The sequence below is a fragment of the Camelimonas abortus genome (assembly GCF_042432745.1).
Taxonomy (GTDB): Bacteria; Pseudomonadota; Alphaproteobacteria; order Rhizobiales; family Beijerinckiaceae; genus Camelimonas; species Camelimonas abortus.
In genome coordinates this window covers 16,067-32,808 of sequence record NZ_JBHLWR010000006.1, presented here as the reverse complement: position 1 = coordinate 32,808, position 16,742 = coordinate 16,067, and the positions used below count along the sequence as shown (strand labels likewise).

The 16,742-nt window shown below is 65.2% G+C and carries 22 protein-coding genes and 2 pseudogenes; 7 read left to right on the top strand and 17 right to left on the bottom strand.

Features of this window, described 5'->3' with window-relative positions:
- Positions 1–125: 125 nt before the first annotated feature.
- Positions 126–395, top strand: a pseudogene (locus tag ACFFJB_RS02465) (penicillin-insensitive murein endopeptidase); the annotation flags it as partial.
- Between the two features lie 261 nt (positions 396–656).
- Here the strand turns inward: ACFFJB_RS02465 and tnpC (ACFFJB_RS02460) are convergent.
- The 3 genes from tnpC (ACFFJB_RS02460) to tnpA (ACFFJB_RS02450) all read right to left on the bottom strand — a co-directional run bounded on the left by tnpC (ACFFJB_RS02460) (position 657) and on the right by tnpA (ACFFJB_RS02450) (position 3,088).
- Positions 657–2,285 (bottom strand): IS66 family transposase, encoded by a 1,629-nt coding sequence (gene tnpC, locus ACFFJB_RS02460; RefSeq protein WP_376828577.1) that lies wholly within the window; start codon positions 2,283–2,285, stop codon positions 657–659.
- A 78-nt stretch (positions 2,286–2,363) separates the two neighbouring features.
- A complete protein-coding gene (gene tnpB / locus ACFFJB_RS02455; RefSeq protein WP_376828492.1) occupies positions 2,364–2,705 on the bottom strand; it encodes an IS66 family insertion sequence element accessory protein TnpB in 342 nt (113 codons plus the stop codon).
- Positions 2,702–3,088, bottom strand: a complete 387-nt coding sequence (gene tnpA / locus ACFFJB_RS02450; protein WP_376828579.1) for an IS66-like element accessory protein TnpA — start codon at positions 3,086–3,088, stop codon at positions 2,702–2,704. The genes tnpB (ACFFJB_RS02455) and tnpA (ACFFJB_RS02450) overlap by 4 nt, the downstream gene beginning before the upstream one ends.
- Before the next feature lie 106 nt (positions 3,089–3,194).
- Here tnpA (ACFFJB_RS02450) and ACFFJB_RS02445 point away from each other — a divergent pair, with 106 nt between their 5' ends.
- From ACFFJB_RS02445 to ACFFJB_RS02420, 6 genes are all read left to right on the top strand, one after another.
- On the top strand, positions 3,195–4,391 hold the full coding sequence (locus tag ACFFJB_RS02445; protein WP_376828581.1) for an IS256 family transposase: 1,197 nt from the start codon (positions 3,195–3,197) through the stop codon (positions 4,389–4,391).
- A gap of 362 nt (positions 4,392–4,753) precedes the next feature.
- The gene (locus ACFFJB_RS02440) at positions 4,754–4,888 is read left to right on the top strand and encodes a hypothetical protein (protein ID WP_376828486.1); all 135 of its coding nucleotides are present in this window, start codon (positions 4,754–4,756) and stop codon (positions 4,886–4,888) included.
- Between the two features lie 82 nt (positions 4,889–4,970).
- Entirely contained in the window at positions 4,971–5,357 is a 387-nt protein-coding gene (gene tnpA / locus ACFFJB_RS02435; protein ID WP_376828579.1) for an IS66-like element accessory protein TnpA, read from the top strand.
- The gene (tnpB, locus tag ACFFJB_RS02430) at positions 5,354–5,695 is read left to right on the top strand and encodes an IS66 family insertion sequence element accessory protein TnpB (protein ID WP_376828492.1); all 342 of its coding nucleotides are present in this window, start codon (positions 5,354–5,356) and stop codon (positions 5,693–5,695) included. Before tnpA (ACFFJB_RS02435) ends, tnpB (ACFFJB_RS02430) begins: the two co-directional genes overlap by 4 nt.
- Before the next feature lie 78 nt (positions 5,696–5,773).
- Positions 5,774–7,402: an IS66 family transposase gene (tnpC, locus tag ACFFJB_RS02425; protein WP_376828577.1), complete on the top strand. Its 1,629-nt coding sequence runs from the start codon at positions 5,774–5,776 to the stop codon at positions 7,400–7,402.
- A gap of 28 nt (positions 7,403–7,430) precedes the next feature.
- Positions 7,431–7,805, top strand: a complete 375-nt coding sequence (locus tag ACFFJB_RS02420; protein ID WP_376828575.1) for a hypothetical protein — start codon at positions 7,431–7,433, stop codon at positions 7,803–7,805.
- A gap of 152 nt (positions 7,806–7,957) precedes the next feature.
- Here the strand turns inward: ACFFJB_RS02420 and mdlC are convergent, their stop codons facing one another.
- From mdlC to ACFFJB_RS02350, 14 genes and pseudogenes are all read right to left on the bottom strand, one after another.
- On the bottom strand, positions 7,958–9,586 hold the full coding sequence (mdlC, locus tag ACFFJB_RS02415) for a benzoylformate decarboxylase (protein ID WP_376828574.1): 1,629 nt from the start codon (positions 9,584–9,586) through the stop codon (positions 7,958–7,960).
- 626 nt (positions 9,587–10,212) lie between these two features.
- Entirely contained in the window at positions 10,213–11,205 is a 993-nt protein-coding gene (locus tag ACFFJB_RS02410) for a tyrosine-type recombinase/integrase (RefSeq protein ID WP_376828572.1), read from the bottom strand.
- Positions 11,206–11,219: 14 nt separating this feature from the next.
- Positions 11,220–11,375: pseudogene (locus ACFFJB_RS02405) on the bottom strand (helix-turn-helix domain-containing protein); the annotation flags it as partial.
- A complete protein-coding gene (locus tag ACFFJB_RS02400; protein WP_376828571.1) occupies positions 11,372–11,830 on the bottom strand; it encodes a dCTP deaminase in 459 nt (152 codons plus the stop codon). The pseudogene ACFFJB_RS02405 and the gene ACFFJB_RS02400, both read right to left, overlap by 4 nt.
- Positions 11,827–12,513: an FAD-dependent thymidylate synthase gene (gene thyX / locus ACFFJB_RS02395; protein WP_376829190.1), complete on the bottom strand. Its 687-nt coding sequence runs from the start codon at positions 12,511–12,513 to the stop codon at positions 11,827–11,829. Before thyX ends, ACFFJB_RS02400 begins: the two co-directional genes overlap by 4 nt.
- Positions 12,510–13,067 (bottom strand): hypothetical protein, encoded by a 558-nt coding sequence (locus tag ACFFJB_RS02390; RefSeq protein WP_376828565.1) that lies wholly within the window; start codon positions 13,065–13,067, stop codon positions 12,510–12,512. The genes thyX and ACFFJB_RS02390 overlap by 4 nt, the downstream gene beginning before the upstream one ends.
- The gene (locus ACFFJB_RS02385) at positions 13,048–13,269 is read right to left on the bottom strand and encodes a hypothetical protein (protein WP_376828563.1); all 222 of its coding nucleotides are present in this window, start codon (positions 13,267–13,269) and stop codon (positions 13,048–13,050) included. Before ACFFJB_RS02385 ends, ACFFJB_RS02390 begins: the two co-directional genes overlap by 20 nt.
- Positions 13,262–13,543, bottom strand: a complete 282-nt coding sequence (locus ACFFJB_RS02380) for a hypothetical protein (RefSeq protein WP_376828561.1) — start codon at positions 13,541–13,543, stop codon at positions 13,262–13,264. Before ACFFJB_RS02380 ends, ACFFJB_RS02385 begins: the two co-directional genes overlap by 8 nt.
- Positions 13,536–13,862 carry a hypothetical protein gene (locus tag ACFFJB_RS02375; protein WP_376828560.1) on the bottom strand — a complete coding sequence of 109 codons (327 nt, stop codon included), beginning with the start codon at positions 13,860–13,862 and terminating at the stop codon, positions 13,536–13,538. The genes ACFFJB_RS02380 and ACFFJB_RS02375 overlap by 8 nt, the downstream gene beginning before the upstream one ends.
- A 228-nt stretch (positions 13,863–14,090) precedes the next feature.
- Positions 14,091–14,408 carry a thioredoxin family protein gene (locus ACFFJB_RS02370; protein ID WP_376828558.1) on the bottom strand — a complete coding sequence of 106 codons (318 nt, stop codon included), beginning with the start codon at positions 14,406–14,408 and terminating at the stop codon, positions 14,091–14,093.
- Complete coding sequence (locus tag ACFFJB_RS02365; protein WP_376829189.1) at positions 14,405–14,902, bottom strand: hypothetical protein; 498 nt, start codon at positions 14,900–14,902, stop codon at positions 14,405–14,407. The genes ACFFJB_RS02370 and ACFFJB_RS02365 overlap by 4 nt, the downstream gene beginning before the upstream one ends.
- A 96-nt stretch (positions 14,903–14,998) precedes the next feature.
- Positions 14,999–15,280: a hypothetical protein gene (locus ACFFJB_RS02360; RefSeq protein WP_376829187.1), complete on the bottom strand. Its 282-nt coding sequence runs from the start codon at positions 15,278–15,280 to the stop codon at positions 14,999–15,001.
- 5 nt (positions 15,281–15,285) lie between these two features.
- A complete protein-coding gene (locus tag ACFFJB_RS02355) occupies positions 15,286–15,648 on the bottom strand; it encodes a hypothetical protein (RefSeq protein ID WP_376829185.1) in 363 nt (120 codons plus the stop codon).
- A 175-nt stretch (positions 15,649–15,823) separates the two neighbouring features.
- Positions 15,824–16,705: a LexA family transcriptional regulator gene (locus ACFFJB_RS02350; RefSeq protein WP_376829198.1), complete on the bottom strand. Its 882-nt coding sequence runs from the start codon at positions 16,703–16,705 to the stop codon at positions 15,824–15,826.
- Between the last annotated feature and the right edge of the window lie 37 nt (positions 16,706–16,742).

The following is a 16,742-nucleotide window of genomic DNA, read 5'->3' as shown; positions in this document are numbered from 1 at the left end:
ATGCGGTGTGCAACACGCGTTGCCCAGCGGACGCCAAAGAGGCGCCGCGACGTCTGACAGTGGGCCAGTCCGGGAATGGCGGCGACACCGCCCCACCTCAGCGCGGATTAGGATCCGCAACGTGCGACGCGGGCGCCGACCGGGCGTGGCTGCGCAAGATCCGCCCCACCTGGGGCCACAACTACCATTTTCACGTGCGGCTGGACTGCGGCGGCGCCCCCACCTGCCGGCCGCAACAGCCGCCGCCGCCCGGCGACGGCTGCGGTGCCGAGCTTGACTGGTGGTTCAGCCCCGAGGTGCTGCATCCCAAACCCCGGCCGCCGCGCAAGCCGCCGCGGCCGCTGACCCTCGCCGACCTGCCCCCGGCCTGTAAGGCGGTGCTGGAGGCCAGGTGACGGCCCGCCGGCTCCTGCGCCGGCGGAAGGGAGCCAGGCGGACGGAGGCGCGTGCGCCCGCGACCAGGCGCTCCGGCCCGACGGCGGCCTGCCGCGGCGCGGGGTCTGGCCCCCCGCACATTGCGCCTGAACGCCGGCCCCGCCTGTGCCGCGCCGCACCTCCGGCGCGGACGTCCCATGCAAGATTCCCCCATGGAGCGATTTGCTCCGTAAGCATGCGGTGAGCACCACATCTGAGACGCCTCCGCCTCAGGCTATGCCTTACCCCGTGGTGGCTGCCTTCCAGTTCCACGGCAGCAGTTCATCGATACGCGCAGCCGGAATGCTATTGATCCTGGCGAGGACGTCGGCCAGCCACGCCTGAGGATCAACGTCGTTCATGCGGGCGGTGACAATCAGGCTGTACATCGCCGCAGCGCGCTGTCCGCCGCGATCCGATCCGCAGAACAGCCACGCCTTGCGGCCAAGGGCGACGCCGCGCAGCGCCCGTTCGGCGGCGTTGTTCGACAGGCAGATCCGCCCGTCATCGAGGAAGCGCGTGAACGATGGCCAGCGCTGGCTCAGATAGCCGATGGCCCTCACCAGGGGATGGCCACGACTGAACTGGTCCCGGGTCTGGCCAAGCCATGCCTCCAGCTGCGCAATCACCGGCGCGCTGCGCATCTGGCGCACGGCCCGGCGCCCGTCGGCGCTGGCTCCATTGATGTCGCGTTCGATCGCGAACAGGCTGTCGATCAGGCGAACAGCTTCCAGCGCCCGCGGATAGACGGACGGCGGCTTCAATCCCCTGGCCGTTTTGCGGGCGGCGCTTTCGATGTCCGCCAGCTCAAAGAACTTGCGTCTTGCGTGCGCCCAGCAACCCGCCTCCAGAATGGGGGCTGGCGCGCGCTCTGGCCTGTACAGCTCATTGTAACCGCCATAGGCGTCGGCCTGAAGAATGCCGCTCCATGCCCTGAGGTGCTCCTGCGGGTGAACGCCCCGACGGTCGCGTGAGTAATGGAAGACAGCCGCCGGTGGCGCGGGGCCGCCCCAGGGGGCGTCGTCACGCACATAGGTCCAGAGCCGGCCCGTATCGGTCTTGCCCTTCGCCAGCACCGGAACCGTGGTGTCGTCGCCATGCAGCCGTTTAGCCGCCAGCACATGCGCCTCGATCCGCGAGAACAGCGGGGCCAGCACCGAGGCAGCGCCGCCGACCTGATCCGCCAGCGTCGACAGGCCCAGCGGCACGCCCTCGCGGGCATAGCGCTCGCACTGGCGGTTGAGCGGCTGATGCTGGCCAAACTTCTCGAACACGATCTGGGCCAGAAGCCGGGGACCGGCCCAGCCGCGCGGCAGCACATGGAACGGCGCTGGAGCCTGGGCGATGGCCTCGCAGTCGCGGCACGAGAACTTCTCCCGCACCGTCTGGATCACCTTCCACTGGCGCGGGATCACCTCCAGCGTCTCGGTGATGTCCTCGCCCAGCTTCCTCAGCCGCGCGCCGCCGCAGCAGGCGCAGGCGCGCGGGGCTTCAACCACCACCCGCTCACGCGGCAGGTGCTCAGGGAAAGGCTGACGCGCGGGCTTCCTGCGGCGGAACGCGGCGACAGGCGTGGTCGCGCGGGCGGCGGCTTTCTCTGCGGCAAGCTCGTCCTCGGTCGCGCCAGTCTCAAGCTCCTCCAGCTGCAGCTCAAGCTGGTCGAGCAGGCGGGCGGTCCGCTCCGATGAGGCGCCAAAGCGCTCACGTTTGTACTTCGCAATGAGCAGCTTCAGATGGGCGATCTGCGCCTGGTCATCGGCGCGCCGGGCCCGGGCTGCGGCGGCTTCTGCCTCGGCCCGGTCAGCCCGCTCCACGGCGGCGACGAGCGCCGCTTTCAGCGCTGCGACATCGTCAGGAACGGGGCTGGCCATGGCTTTCATGACCGTAGTGAATCACAGATCAGGGCGTTTGTGGCGCCCCAAAATGCCGTCTGGCCAAACTATTTTTGCTCAGCCGGCGCTGCGCGGCCTCCAGCTGTGTTGCGGATGGCGCCAGTCAATTCCTTCGAGCAAATAGCCGAGCTGGGCTGCCGTTAAGGCAACCGCGCCGCCCCCTGTCGCAGGCCAGATGAACCGGCCGCGTTCCAGCCGCTTCGCATAGAGCGACATGCCGATCCCGTCGTGCCACAGGATCTTGCACAGTGCGCCGCCGCGGCCCCGGAAGACATACAGGTCGCCGCAATGGGGATCGCGCCGGAAATGCTCCTGCACCAGCAGCGCAAGGCCATTCATGCCCTTCCTCATGTCGGTGTGGCCAGAGCAGATCCACACCCGGGCGCCGGCGGGGATCATCGCAGCGCCTGCAGCACGGCGCTGACCAGCGCAGGCGGGGCTGAAAGGGGGATATCAATCCGCGCTGTGACAAGGGTGACGCTGATCACCGGGGCGCCTTCAGGCCCCGGGCTGCATTCATCGCCCGCCACAGCTTCCAGGCTTGAGCCCGCCGCCACCGGCGCAGACCCCTCATCCTCTGTCAGGACAACCGGCACGAACCTCCCCGCTGCCTGCCGGGCCTCGCGGCGCCACTTGTAGATCAGGCTGGTGGCCACACCGAACCGTCGCGCGACCTCCGCAATCACCGCGCTGGGCATGGTTGACGCCAGCACAATCTCTTCGCGCTCCGCCGCACTCCAGCGACGGCGACGTTCGGATCCGGAAATAACCGCCACTTGCATGAACCTGCGCGATCGTGTCCCGTGCCGTGGTGTAGTTGGATTTCATAGCCATCGGTGATTTCCGATAGGGTCGGGTTGCTTAGAACCAACCTGAAGGACACCACCGATGACCGACGATATGATGAACCTGCGCTCGCTCGTTGAGAAGAGTGCTGACGCCGATTTGCTGCGCGAGATGATCGGCTTTGCCGCCGAGAAGCTGATGGAATTGGAGGTCGGCGCGAAAACAGGCGCGGCCTATGGCGAGAAGAATGCCTTTCGGCTGGCCCAGCGCAACGGCTACCGCGACAGAGACTGGGAGACGCGGGCCGGAACAGTAGAACTTCGCATTCCGAAACTCCGCACCGGCAGCTACTTTCCGAGCTTCCTGGAGCCGCGTCGCATGGCCGAGAAAGCCCTGACCGCGGTGATCCAGGAAGCCTACATCCAGGGCGTTTCGACCCGCTCGGTTGACGACCTCGTTAAGGCCATGGGCATGTCGGGCATTTCCAAGAGCCAGGTCTCCCGGCTGTGCGAGGAGATCGACGAGAAGGTGAAGGCTTTTCTCGACCGGCCCATCGAAGGCGAATGGCCCTACCTCTGGATTGACGCGACCTATTTGAAGGTCCGGCGTGGCGGGCGCATCGTCTCTGTTGCAGTCATCATTGCCGTCGGCGTCAACACCGACGGCCGACGCGAAGTGCTCGGCATGGAGATCGGCACGTCCGAGGCCGAGGCGATCTGGACCGAGTTTCTTCGAAAGCTGACCAGGCGGGGTCTGCGTGGCGTCAAGCTCGCCGTCTCAGATGCGCATGAGGGCATCAAAGCCGCAGTATCGAAGGTGCTCTGCGCTACCTGGCAGAGGTGCCGGGTGCACTTCATGCGCAATGCTTTGGCCCATGCTGGAAAGAGCGGACGGCGTGTCGTCTCCGCCTTCATTGCCACGGCCTTCGCTCAGGACACGTCGGAGGCGGCAAGCACCCAGTGGCGCAACGTCGCCGACCAGATCAGGCCAAAGGTGCCGAAGCTCGCCAGTCTCATGGACAGCGCCGAGCAAGACGTGCTCGCCTACATGACCTTTCCCAAGCAGCATTGGGCCAAACTTCACTCGACCAACCCGATTGAGCGATTGAACGGCGAGATCAAGCGGCGGACAGAGGTCGTCGGCATCTTCCCCAACGACGACGCTATCGTGCGCCTGGTCGGTGCACTGCTGCTCGAACAGAACGATGAATGGGCCGTCCAGCGATCCCGCTATATGACCCTTGAGACAATCGCTACGATGAGCGATGATCCACTCATCAGCCTGCCAGCAACAAGCTGACACTCATCCGACCCTCTGGGATGAGCCGTGGCCGTCTAAGCTACACCACGTCCTGGGACATCATCACCTGCGCTCTTAACTGCGTCCTTATGAGCACAGCTTCAGCACAAGGCACTGTCACGACAAGGCGGCCTTCGCCGGAGGCTCACTTTGCTCCGGGGGAGCGACTGGAATGAGCGCTGTCGAGACTGCGAAAGCTGCAGGCTGGATCGTTCCGGCGAGGCCGGCTGGCCGGGCGGTCAGGGCCGCCATGACGCGCCTCGCGGCCCGGTGACGTCAGCCCGGGCTGGCCCTGTTACAGGCGCGCCGCCCGCCCCCGCCGGCCGGCGACGACTGGCGGCATTGATCGCGCGCCTCTTCTCTTGACTATTACCTGGACGGACGGCTGCAACGGCGAGGAGTCCATGCTGCGCATTCCCTATGAAAACCTTCGCATCACCGAGGAATCCCATGAGGGCTTCCGCGTTGAAATTCTTCCGGTGGCGACAGCGCGGTGAGCCTCCGGCGAAGGCCGCCTTGTCGTGACAGTGCCTTGTGCTGAAGCTGTGCTCATAAGGACGCAGTTAAGAGCGCAGGTTCATGCAAGTGGCGGTTATTTCCGGATCCGAACGTCGCCGTCGCTGGAGTGCGGCGGAGCGCGAAGAGATTGTGCTGGCGTCAACCATGCCCAGCGCGGTGATTGCGGAGGTCGCGCGACGGTTCGGTGTGGCCACCAGCCTGATCTACAAGTGGCGCCGCGAGGCCCGGCAGGCAGCGGGGAGGTTCGTGCCGGTTGTCCTGACAGAGGATGAGGGGTCTGCGCCGGTGGCGGCGGGCTCAAGCCTGGAAGCTGTGGCGGGCGATGAATGCAGCCCGGGGCCTGAAGGCGCCCCGGTGATCAGCGTCACCCTTGTCACAGCGCGGATTGATATCCCCCTTTCAGCCCCGCCTGCGCTGGTCAGCGCCGTGCTGCAGGCGCTGCGATGATCCCCGCCGGCGCCCGGGTGTGGATCTGCTCTGGCCACACCGACATGAGGAAGGGCATGAATGGCCTTGCGCTGCTGGTGCAGGAGCATTTCCGGCGCGATCCCCATTGCGGCGACCTGTATGTCTTCCGGGGCCGCGGCGGCGCACTGTGCAAGATCCTGTGGCACGACGGGATCGGCATGTCGCTCTATGCGAAGCGGCTGGAACGCGGCCGGTTCATCTGGCCTGCGACAGGGGGCGGCGCGGTTGCCTTAACGGCAGCCCAGCTCGGCTATTTGCTCGAAGGAATTGACTGGCGCCATCCGCAACACAGCTGGAGGCCGCGCAGCGCCGGCTGAGCAAAAATAGTTTGGCCAGACGGCATTTTGGGGCGCCACAAACGCCCTGATCTGTGATTCACTACGGTCATGAAAGCCATGGCCAGCCCCGTTCCTGACGATGTCGCAGCGCTGAAAGCGGCGCTCGTCGCCGCCGTGGAGCGGGCTGACCGGGCCGAGGCAGAAGCCGCCGCAGCCCGGGCCCGGCGCGCCGATGACCAGGCGCAGATCGCCCATCTGAAGCTGCTCATTGCGAAGTACAAACGTGAGCGCTTTGGCGCCTCATCGGAGCGGACCGCCCGCCTGCTCGACCAGCTTGAGCTGCAGCTGGAGGAGCTTGAGACTGGCGCGACCGAGGACGAGCTTGCCGCAGAGAAAGCCGCCGCCCGCGCGACCACGCCTGTCGCCGCGTTCCGCCGCAGGAAGCCCGCGCGTCAGCCTTTCCCTGAGCACCTGCCGCGTGAGCGGGTGGTGGTTGAAGCCCCGCGCGCCTGCGCCTGCTGCGGCGGCGCGCGGCTGAGGAAGCTGGGCGAGGACATCACCGAGACGCTGGAGGTGATCCCGCGCCAGTGGAAGGTGATCCAGACGGTGCGGGAGAAGTTCTCGTGCCGCGACTGCGAGGCCATCGCCCAGGCTCCAGCGCCGTTCCATGTGCTGCCGCGCGGCTGGGCCGGTCCCCGGCTTCTGGCCCAGATCGTGTTCGAGAAGTTTGGCCAGCATCAGCCGCTCAACCGCCAGTGCGAGCGCTATGCCCGCGAGGGCGTGCCGCTGGGCCTGTCGACGCTGGCGGATCAGGTCGGCGGCGCTGCCTCGGTGCTGGCCCCGCTGTTCTCGCGGATCGAGGCGCATGTGCTGGCGGCTAAACGGCTGCATGGCGACGACACCACGGTTCCGGTGCTGGCGAAGGGCAAGACCGATACGGGCCGGCTCTGGACCTATGTGCGTGACGACGCCCCCTGGGGCGGCCCCGCGCCACCGGCGGCTGTCTTCCATTACTCACGCGACCGTCGGGGCGTTCACCCGCAGGAGCACCTCAGGGCATGGAGCGGCATTCTTCAGGCCGACGCCTATGGCGGTTACAATGAGCTGTACAGGCCAGAGCGCGCGCCAGCCCCCATTCTGGAGGCGGGTTGCTGGGCGCACGCAAGACGCAAGTTCTTTGAGCTGGCGGACATCGAAAGCGCCGCCCGCAAAACGGCCAGGGGATTGAAGCCGCCGTCCGTCTATCCGCGGGCGCTGGAAGCTGTTCGCCTGATCGACAGCCTGTTCGCGATCGAACGCGACATCAATGGAGCCAGCGCCGACGGGCGCCGGGCCGTGCGCCAGATGCGCAGCGCGCCGGTGATTGCGCAGCTGGAGGCATGGCTTGGCCAGACCCGGGACCAGTTCAGTCGTGGCCATCCCCTGGTGAGGGCCATCGGCTATCTGAGCCAGCGCTGGCCATCGTTCACGCGCTTCCTCGATGACGGGCGGATCTGCCTGTCGAACAACGCCGCCGAACGGGCGCTGCGCGGCGTCGCCCTTGGCCGCAAGGCGTGGCTGTTCTGCGGATCGGATCGCGGCGGACAGCGCGCTGCGGCGATGTACAGCCTGATTGTCACCGCCCGCATGAACGACGTTGATCCTCAGGCGTGGCTGGCCGACGTCCTCGCCAGGATCAATAGCATTCCGGCTGCGCGTATCGATGAACTGCTGCCGTGGAACTGGAAGGCAGCCACCACGGGGTAAGGCATAGCCTGAGGCGGAGGCGTCTCAGATGTGGTGCTCACCGCATGCTTACACAGCGCGAGACGGCGTTTCGATTTTTGTCCGCCGCGAATTCTTTCCCGGCATTCTCGCGGCCATCTCCAGCTGCCTCGCCGCCGCCGGCGCCGCCGGAGCCCCCGCGCGCGCCGCCGCCAGGGCGACGCGCGCCCCCGCCGCGACGGACGGAGAAACGCTCGCCGCGCGGCTGGCGGCGGCGACGGCGGCGACTGCCGCGCCGGCCGAGCCGGACCTCACCGAGAACGACGTCGCCGCGCTGTGGCTGCGGGAGGGCGTGCTGGTGAAGGCTGAGGCCGCCGACGGCGCGGAAGCGGACAGGAGCGCTCCGTCTCCCGCCGCCAACATCAGCGACACCAGCCGTCGCTGACGCGCGCCAGCCGCCAGCGCGGCGCAGCCTGCGCCCACGCGGCCAGCCTGGCCGTTCGCACCGCATGGCGGCGAACGGCCGGCCTGGCGCCGGAACGCGATCCGGACGGAACGGGCGACGGCGCCCCGGGCGCCTCAGAGCAGCGGCGCGCCTCAGAGCAGCGGCGGCACGGCGGGCTGGACAGGAACCTCCAGCACGGTCGGCCCCTTGCGTGCGAGGGCCGCGGCGACGGCGCCCTGCACCTCTGCAAGGGTCTGCGCGCGCACCCCGGTCGCGCCATATCCTTGCGCCAGCGCCACATAATCCAGGCCGGGAATGTCAAGGCCGGGCACGCCCGGCGTCCCCTCAAGCCCTGCGAAGGACTTGAGAATGCAGTACTGCCCGTTGGCCGGAATCACGAAAAGCACCGGCAGCTCCAGCCGCACGGCCGTCCACAACCCCTGGATGGCGTATTGCGCCGAGCCGTCGCCAATCACCGCAACAACCGGGCGGTTGCGGCCGCTGTCCCGCTCGGCGAGGGCCACGCCAACGCTGGCCGGCAGCCCCCACCCCAGACTGCCGCTGGCGAAGGTGTAGAAGGCGTCCGGCTGCTCAACAGGCCAGGCGGCGTGCAGCTCGGGCAAACTGGACGGCGTTTCCTCCACCAGCACCGTATCCGGCGGGCAGGCGGCCCGCAGGGCGCGGAACAGCGCGCCGGCGTCCGGCAGGCCGCCGTCAGGCTGCGGCGCGGCCGGCGGGTGCGGAGCCATCCCGTGCGCCTGGCGGCGCACCGGCGCCGCCGGCGCGGCGCGCGCCGGCGTCAGCCGCTCCAGCGCTTCAAGCGCCAGAACGGCGTCGCCCAGCAGGCTGTCGCCCACCGGCGCCCGCGCCGCCTCGGCCGGGTCGTCGGTGACGTGCATGAGGTCGAGGCCATCGGGAATGTAAGGGCCGTCAATATAGGGATAATACCGGAAAACCGGCGCGCCCACGACGAGGGCGGCGTCGTGCCCCTCCAGCCTTTGCGCCAGCGGCCCCATGGCGAAAGGCAGCCCGCCGGCGTAAAGCGGATGGGTTTCCGGAAACGGCGGCCTTTCGGATGCGGGCGCGGCGTACACCGGAGCCTGCAGTTTCTCCGCCAGGGCGACGGCCTGCCTCCACCCGCCGCCACGGGCGATGGCCGAACCATAAATGAGCGCCGGACGCCTGGCCTGCGACAGGCGGGCGGCGAAAAGCGCGATGCGCTCCGCGTCCGGGGCGACACGCTGCGACACGCTGCGCGGCGCGACCGGGCCCGCCGCAGGCCTGTCCCAGTCATCCAGCGGAATGGAGAGGAACACCGGACCGGCCGGAGGCTGCATGGCCATGGCGAAGGCGCGCATGAAGGCGGCCGGCACGTCTTCCGCGCGCGCCGGCTCGTGGCTCCACTTCACCCACGGGCGCGGCAGCATGGCGGGCTCCACATTGGTGAGCCACGGCTCCATGAGCAGCATGGCGCGCGTCTGGTTGCCGGCGGTGATGACGAGCGGCGTGCGGTTCTGGAAGGCCGTGAGAATGTTGCTCATGGCGTTGCACAGGCCCGCGGAGGTATGCACGTTCACCAGCGCGGGCCGCCGCATGGCCTGGGCCCAGCCGTCGGCGACGCCCACCGCCGACGCTTCCTGCAGCACCTGGACGTATCTGAAATCGGCGGGAAAGTTCTTCAGGAACGTTTCATCGGTCGAGCCGGGGTTCCCGAAAATGGTGGTGACGCCCAGCTCGCGCAGCAGCTGGAAAGTCACGTCACGAACTGTTGCTGCGGCCACGCCGCCCTCCCTGCAACCCCCCGGCGTCGCGGCTCTCCATGAACGCCGCATGAACGCCGCCGCCGGCGCGCGCCCGACATGCGGGCCATACGTCGCATCATCCTGGGCGCCCGCAGGGAATGCAACCCGACGCCTCGCTCCGCATTCGCCAGCCCGCGCCCGGGCGCGCGGCCCGCCGCCGCCAGCGCCCCGGCCGCGCCATGCGCCGCCGGCAGGGAAAGACATGCGGCGTGCGCGAGCGCATACAGCCGATCGCCGCGCCAGCGCCCGCGCCGCGACGGCGCGCGCCTCACCGCCTGACGCCATGCAGGGGGGAGGAAAGCCGGACCGGCAGGGTCGCCCTGAATATGGTCCGGAACGGATTGAGCGGGCGACCGCTGCGCAGCGTCAGGCGCAACGCCCTGGCGGGCGCTCCGCAATCTCATGACGCGCCAAAAAATTATGGTGGGCCCGGCAGGACTCGAACCTGCAACCAGACCGTTATGAGCAGGCGGCGGATCGTTGAATCTCTTGCGTTCTGGCGAAAAGAGCAGACTTTACAATGCGCTTTTCCGAACCTGATTCAGCCATTCGCCGCCTGTCCAGGTTCAATGAACCTGCGAGCACTCCGTAAAATATGGCTAGCGTCATGCAATACGCTTGATGCTCGTGAAATCCAGTATTTCAGCCTCATCACGCAGATGGTCTGGCGAAAAGCGCGCATAGACCCGTTCTGTTACTGCCGTGCTGCTGTGGCCCAGGTACTGACTAATGCGCGCCATCGGCACTCCTGCCGCCGCCAGATGAACGGCGGCTGTATGGCGCAGGACGTGGGGCGTCACGTTTTCAAGTCCAGCGGCAGCAACGGCGGCGTTAAACCCCGTCTTGATGCTTTTGACCGGCCGGCCCGCCCATTCGATGACATGATCCGTCAGCGCACCAGATCGGGCATGTTCTAGCGCAGCGCGAAGCCCGGCGTTCATCGGGACAATTGCCCGGCCCTTGCGCGGCCCTGTCGCATCCGTGCGCAAGTTTATCTGGCCGCGTTCCATGTCCACGCGATCCCACGTCAATTCGAGCACAGCGCCGACGCGCCCGGCGGTGGACAGCATGAGCAGGATCGACAACCTGATGTGATGCGCCATCGGCGCGTCAAGCAGCCGCGCGATTTCAGCCGTCGTAAGGTATCGCTCTTTTGGGGCTGGCTTCGCAGGCCGGTCAATGCGTGGGGCTTTGTCCCGGCCAAGCGCCCACACCAGCGCCGTGCGCAGGTGGCCTAATTCAGTCCATATCGTGCCATCATGCTTGCCTGCCTTGCGCCGGGCTGCTGTGTAATCCCGGCACTTGGCCGTCGTGACCTGCTCTGGGCGAAGGTGGCCGAAGAAAGGCCCTATGGCCTTCCATTCATGGCGCATGGCCTCTGCCACACGCCGTCCTTCCTTTTCTGCACGGTAGGCATCCCATATATCGGCAATGGTTCCCGTGTCGGGATTGCCAGCATCCCTGCGGATCGTGTCTAGCGCCTCGCGCTCCGCGTCCTTCGCGTTGAGTGCTTTAAGACGATAACGCTTTCGCTTCCCGTCAATCCACCATGAGACGACGTATCGCCCGTTGAGGCGTCCGATGCTGTAATCTGGCATGCCTGATACTCTGCGATGGCGTCAGCCGGGATTCTAATCAGTTTGGAGCCTAACCGGAAAGCGCGGAGTTCGCCGCGCTTTATCAGGTTGCGGACGTGGTTGCCCGTGCAGCCCCATATTTCTGCAACCTGCTCAGGCGTGAAAACGCGCGCGACTTTTGCTGTGGTCATTCCGCGCTCCTTTCAAGGATGGCCTCAACGGGTCGGTCAGGCTGTGATTGATATTTACCGGCGTATGGAACCGTCGGCATGTCGAGCCGCTGGAACACAACCTGCGCAATCGGATCGCCTGCCGCGATCCTGATGTGGTTGGTGTGGTGCTGGTTTTTCAGCTCAAGGGTCAGCCAGCCGTGCCATCCTGGCTCGATCACCGTATTAAACACAGACAACCCCTGCCGTGCCCATGTGCTCTTGTCGTGGACGATAGCCAGCACGTCGTCGGGCATCTCGAAGTGCTCGACGGTTGACGCCAGCGAGAACTCGCCGGCGCGCAGGAAAACGTCCTGTTTGATGCGCACGTCATAGCCTGCGTGCGATAGGCCGTAGGAGCGGCCATTGTGAATGGTGTGCTCGCAGAACGGGCGGACCGGCTGGATGGCGCGGATGGTGGCGGCAGAAAGGATCATGCCTCGCCTCCCGTGAGCGCCCCCCAAGCCACAGGAAACAGCGGCCTGATGATCGCATCCCATTGTTTCGCAAGGTCCTGGATTTCGCGCTGTGCGGTTTCATGGGTGCGTAGGGTGTACGCGCGAGCGAAGGCTGCCAGGGAGCCGGTCACATAATAACTCGTCAACATACTCTGAGGCAGGACCATGCGGGCTTGTTCAGGAGCAGTACCAAGGCGCAGCAATTCATTATAAAGCGTCACGGCTTCCTTGGCGTAGCAGGCCACAGCCTCACGGGTCCTATGGCCCATCTCCACAGGCTCATCGCTACTCCCCTGCTTCACGTGGTCCGCGCGTTTCCGCCAGACTTCCGGCTCATAGAACTCCGGCTCGTCGTCTACGTAGCGGCGGCTCACCTCGTTGTATGAGAAACCTACTACGTGTTTGAAACGCTGCCGGGCCACAAAGATCGGTACGGTTTCACGCATGGTAATCATGCAGTGCGTGAAGGGCGTGAAGTGGTTGTGACGGGCCAGGTAGGCGATAAGCTTGGCGTCGCGGGCGGACAGCCGCTCTAGGTACACATCATCCTCGCCGGAGAAGTGCTCCTTGTCCCACTCACTCTCCTTGTCGAATGAAACCCTGGCCGCATTGGCCACCACCAGGTCACTACCCATGTGCTGGATGTATTCTGCTGTAATCATTCGCTCCCCCTTGCCCTGATGGCGGCTTCCATCAGCGCGGCGACAGCTGCCTCGCGAGTTGCGAAGACACGACCGTCCTGGAGACGCCTTTGATCCGTGGCCCGGCCGTCCCACTCGCTCCACCAGAGATCGTCGAAGTCATCACTCACGCACCAATATGCGGTCCCCTTTTCCGGCGGCTCTTTCAGCGGCTCCGGCACGGGCAGCATGACAAAAAAATTGGTGGCCGATTTCGCAACGGGGCGCAGGCATGACAGCAGAACGGTGCTGTGCGATCCGTCGCGCTCGCGCACCCATGCCACATCTCCGTTGCGAGCCAGCACCGTCACTTGCCGCGCTGGATTATCCCCATCGACGGTGGCTTGCGCCGGCAGCGGGCACGTCGCCAGATCGACCGGGGCTGGGCGGAGCACTTTGAGCCTCGACGTATCTACCGATGCACCGCAAATCCTGCCGTCGTGCGCCTCATAGGTGATGATGGCCGATCCCTTCAGGTCATCGACAGACATCACCTCCACTTCCAGCGCGCACACATCACCTTTGCTCATGTTCATCAGACATACCTCCGGCGTTCGCGCTCTCTGCGCGCAGCGCGTCCCACTCTGCCCGCAGCGCCTCGATCTCGGCCTGTAGCGTGGCGGTGTGGTGCAGGACGTTGGCGCGGGCGTAGGCTTGCATCTGGTCGTAGCTCCACGCTTGATACATCCCAACGGCCTCGCCCTTCGGCATCGGCAGCAGCTTGATGTCGTCAGTCATTGCTCGCCTCCCGCGCCTGGAGCATGGCGTCTGCCAAGCGGTACGCGATGGTCGCAACACGTTCTGCAACGGTTGGGCCACCAGCATCTCGCTGGTAGTCGATGTTGGGGTAGTCGCTATCCGCGCTCGTCGCAGTCATCATTGCGGCGGCGATGTGCCCGGCGAACCAGTCGCGGAGCGACATGCCGGGATTGCCGTGGTAATGCGATCCATCGCTGTGCTTCTCATTCCAGGGAAATGCCGGCCCGCCGTCGTTGATTTTCTGGTCAGTCATTGTCGCCTCCGCCATCCAGATCCTTGTTCACGATCTTGCCCACTAGGCACGCGCGGACGCGGCGCTCGAAGTCGGCCTGGGCGGCGGCTTTGGCAGCCTCCAAGGAAGGGTATGTCCGGTTGTGATCCATGCCCTTCATGAAGTGCACACGGCGCGCAATCCGTGTGTCGATGATGTATGCCTCGCCGATCCCGCCGGCGCTCGCGACCAGCCCGGCGGGATGCTCCTCCCACACCAGCGGCTTGACCTTCACCTGCGGGCTGGCGGCTGGAGGCCAGTAATCCAAATCAACGTCTAATTGCGTCCCGTCGTCGCTCATCCGAACCGCGCTTACCGGAACGGATTGAAAGCCTTGGATGCACCCGGAGGACGTAACAAATCGGGCTGTTACATCGGGCGTCACCGGCTCCTGCGCAGGCGCGGCAGGGGCGGCGGCGAGCATATCGCGGGCATCCTCTAGCCCTGCCTTGATCTTCTGAAACGCTTTCTCTGTCATCAGACAAACTCCAGGCATTCGCGCTCCTGCGCAGGCACGTCGCGCGGCGCGTCAGTCATGGCTGGCCTCCCGCTTCGTCAGCGCGATCAGGGCCTCTGCGTGGGCGCGGGCGGCGGCTGCCTCCTTCAGAGCAGCCGGAAGGCGGATGCGGATCTGCGCGGCAGTAATCAGGTCAACCTGCTTGTCCGCGTCATCGACAATCGAGATTGCCGGGATTCCGCGAACGCCGTGCGCGTCAGCAACGTCGGGCTGTTCGCCCATGTCGATGTATTCCAGCGTAACGCCATGGTTGGTCGTCTCGCGCTCGACAAATGGCTTCAGCTGCTGGCATGCCTGACACCAGGGGCCGGTGAAGTACAAAACCTTCATGCTGCGATCCTTTTGGCGAAGTGCTCACGGTAGAAGCCGTGCTGGTCGCGGAGCATATCGAGCAGCTTTCGCGCGGACTTTTGCGCGGCGGCGTCCAGCTTTTCCTTGGCGAAGTGCTCCTGAACGCCGGTCAGCAGAACTTCCAGCGCGTCTCCGAACGCGGAGCCTGCGCACAGTTCAATCGTTCCTGACGACAGCAGTTCTTCAATCAGGTAGTAATGCGTCATGCCGATGCGAGCGCCGGGCCGGTTGTTCAATTCGACGGCGATCTGCCGGCAGACACGCATTGCTCGGTTCAGAAGTTTTTCGGCCCGCTTGTGGTCAAGATGCTCAATCAGTTCCCACACGGCGAAATAGCAGCCATTGAGTACGCCGCGCGTGTAGTGGCGTTCTTCATCGGTGCGCTGGATCGGGTACTGCGACTGCGCGAAGTCATAGACCATGATCGGCAGTATCAGCAGTTCGCAGCAGAGCCTGTCGTTGTGCCAGTTCATGCTGACCTCACAGCCAGACAGAGCAGGCGTAGTCAGCCACGCCGCCGATGATGCAAGAGGCTGCGAACAGCCAGAGGAATTCGGTGGCGGTCATGGTCACTCCGCAGGCTTGGCGGTGGCAGGCCAATCGATGGGCGACAGGCCAGCGGCCTCGCGCAGTTCATCAATGGCGGCCTTGGCGCTTTCGATGTGCCGGCGAGCATCCAGCCCGCACGACGCTGCGATTTCGTGGCAGATCATGTGCCCGGTCAGCGCCCCGATGGCGCTGGCGACCGCTATAGACGGCAGAGAAGCCATGCCGTTGAGGTAAATGCCGCGCATATCAACGACGCTACCGGAAGCAGTTGCAGGCTCATGATTGATTCCGATGTGCTTCATGGCGCTCACTCCGCAGCCATGCGCATGTCGTTGCGATAGTCGGCGTAGCCATCCGAACGCCTGGACTGGTAGTGGCCGTAGTAAGCGAGGCCGTAGCTGTCGATCAGATCGACGGCAGCGAAGCTGGGGGTCTCGGAGTCGCGGTAGCTGTTCAACGCCAGCTCTGTCGCAACGTCTTCTGTCACGTCGCGCATCTGTCCGTCGGAGTGCGAATACTCCCAGACGCGGAATATCGTCTCGACGTCCGCTCCATTGATCTGGCGAGCCAGTTCGGCCAGCGACTGCGCGTCGTCAAACTCAATGGTGGGATCAAGCCCGTCGCATGATCCGTGGATCAGGAAATAGCGGGGCGGAATCTCGTTGCCCATGTCGGTCTCCATGCCGTGTGGCGATGGAGTGATGATTGCAAAACGCAGACCTCATGTCAATTGCGAAATGCAGAATAAATTGCGTGACGCAATCAGGCGCACTTGCCGGGTGCATAACAGGCAATAAAAAACCCCGCTCGAAGGCGGGGCTAGGAAGCGCAGCGAGTGTCTGTGGCTACTTGGTTCGCCACTGTCCCGAGCGGATGACGGTGTGAACCTCTGCCGCCCACTCTACGACCACATCCTCAATGAGTGGCGCATTGACGCTTTCGAGGTTGAACAGACCCTGGGCGCGTCCTCTCCGCAGCCGTTTCACGAAGTAGCGCCCGTCTGCCAGCTTCACGATGCACTCTTTGCCGATCAGGTCCAATGGGTCGCGCCCATCCCGGAAATACCCGATCACGTCACCGTCATCGTACCTGGGGTACATAGAATCCCCCCGGACAATGACGCCGATTGTTCCGTCTGCCACAGGGAGGGCTGTATCAAAGACCTCCATAGGCTCCCCTGGCGCATGATCATCAATTCCGTACACTTCGGCTCCTGCCCCCACATGACCGTACACCTCTAGCCTAAAGCTAGGCGGTAGCTCATGTGGATCGCCCTCGCCGAATGCCAGCCATGCAGCTGAGACACGGAATGCGTCGGCATATGCCTTCAGTTCCTCCATGCGAATGCCGCGTGTTCCGGCCTCATGGCCAGAGTATGTGCCATAGGGGACGCCCAGCCGCTCAGCGGCAGCCCTGGCTGTTTTGATGCCGCGCGCGATGCGCGCCTGCTTGAGTCTGTCATGCACTTCCATGTCGGCAGTATGCAGAGCCGCTGATTGCAAATCTGATAATTCAGGCTTGACGTGGATGATTGCGTAATGCAGATTAGTTTGCGTCATGCAGAATTTTTCATCCGTTATCGATGCCCTTGGCGGTTCGGTCCAGTTCGCAAAAGCGATCGGATGCAGCGTGGGCACAACCAGTGCATGGAAAAGCCGCGACTCCATCCCGCCCCGGCACTGGCGGCGGGTGGTCGAGGTTGCACGCCGCAAGCGGGTGCGAGGCATCACGTTTGAGGTCCTCGCCGACCTCGCAGCCCAAAAA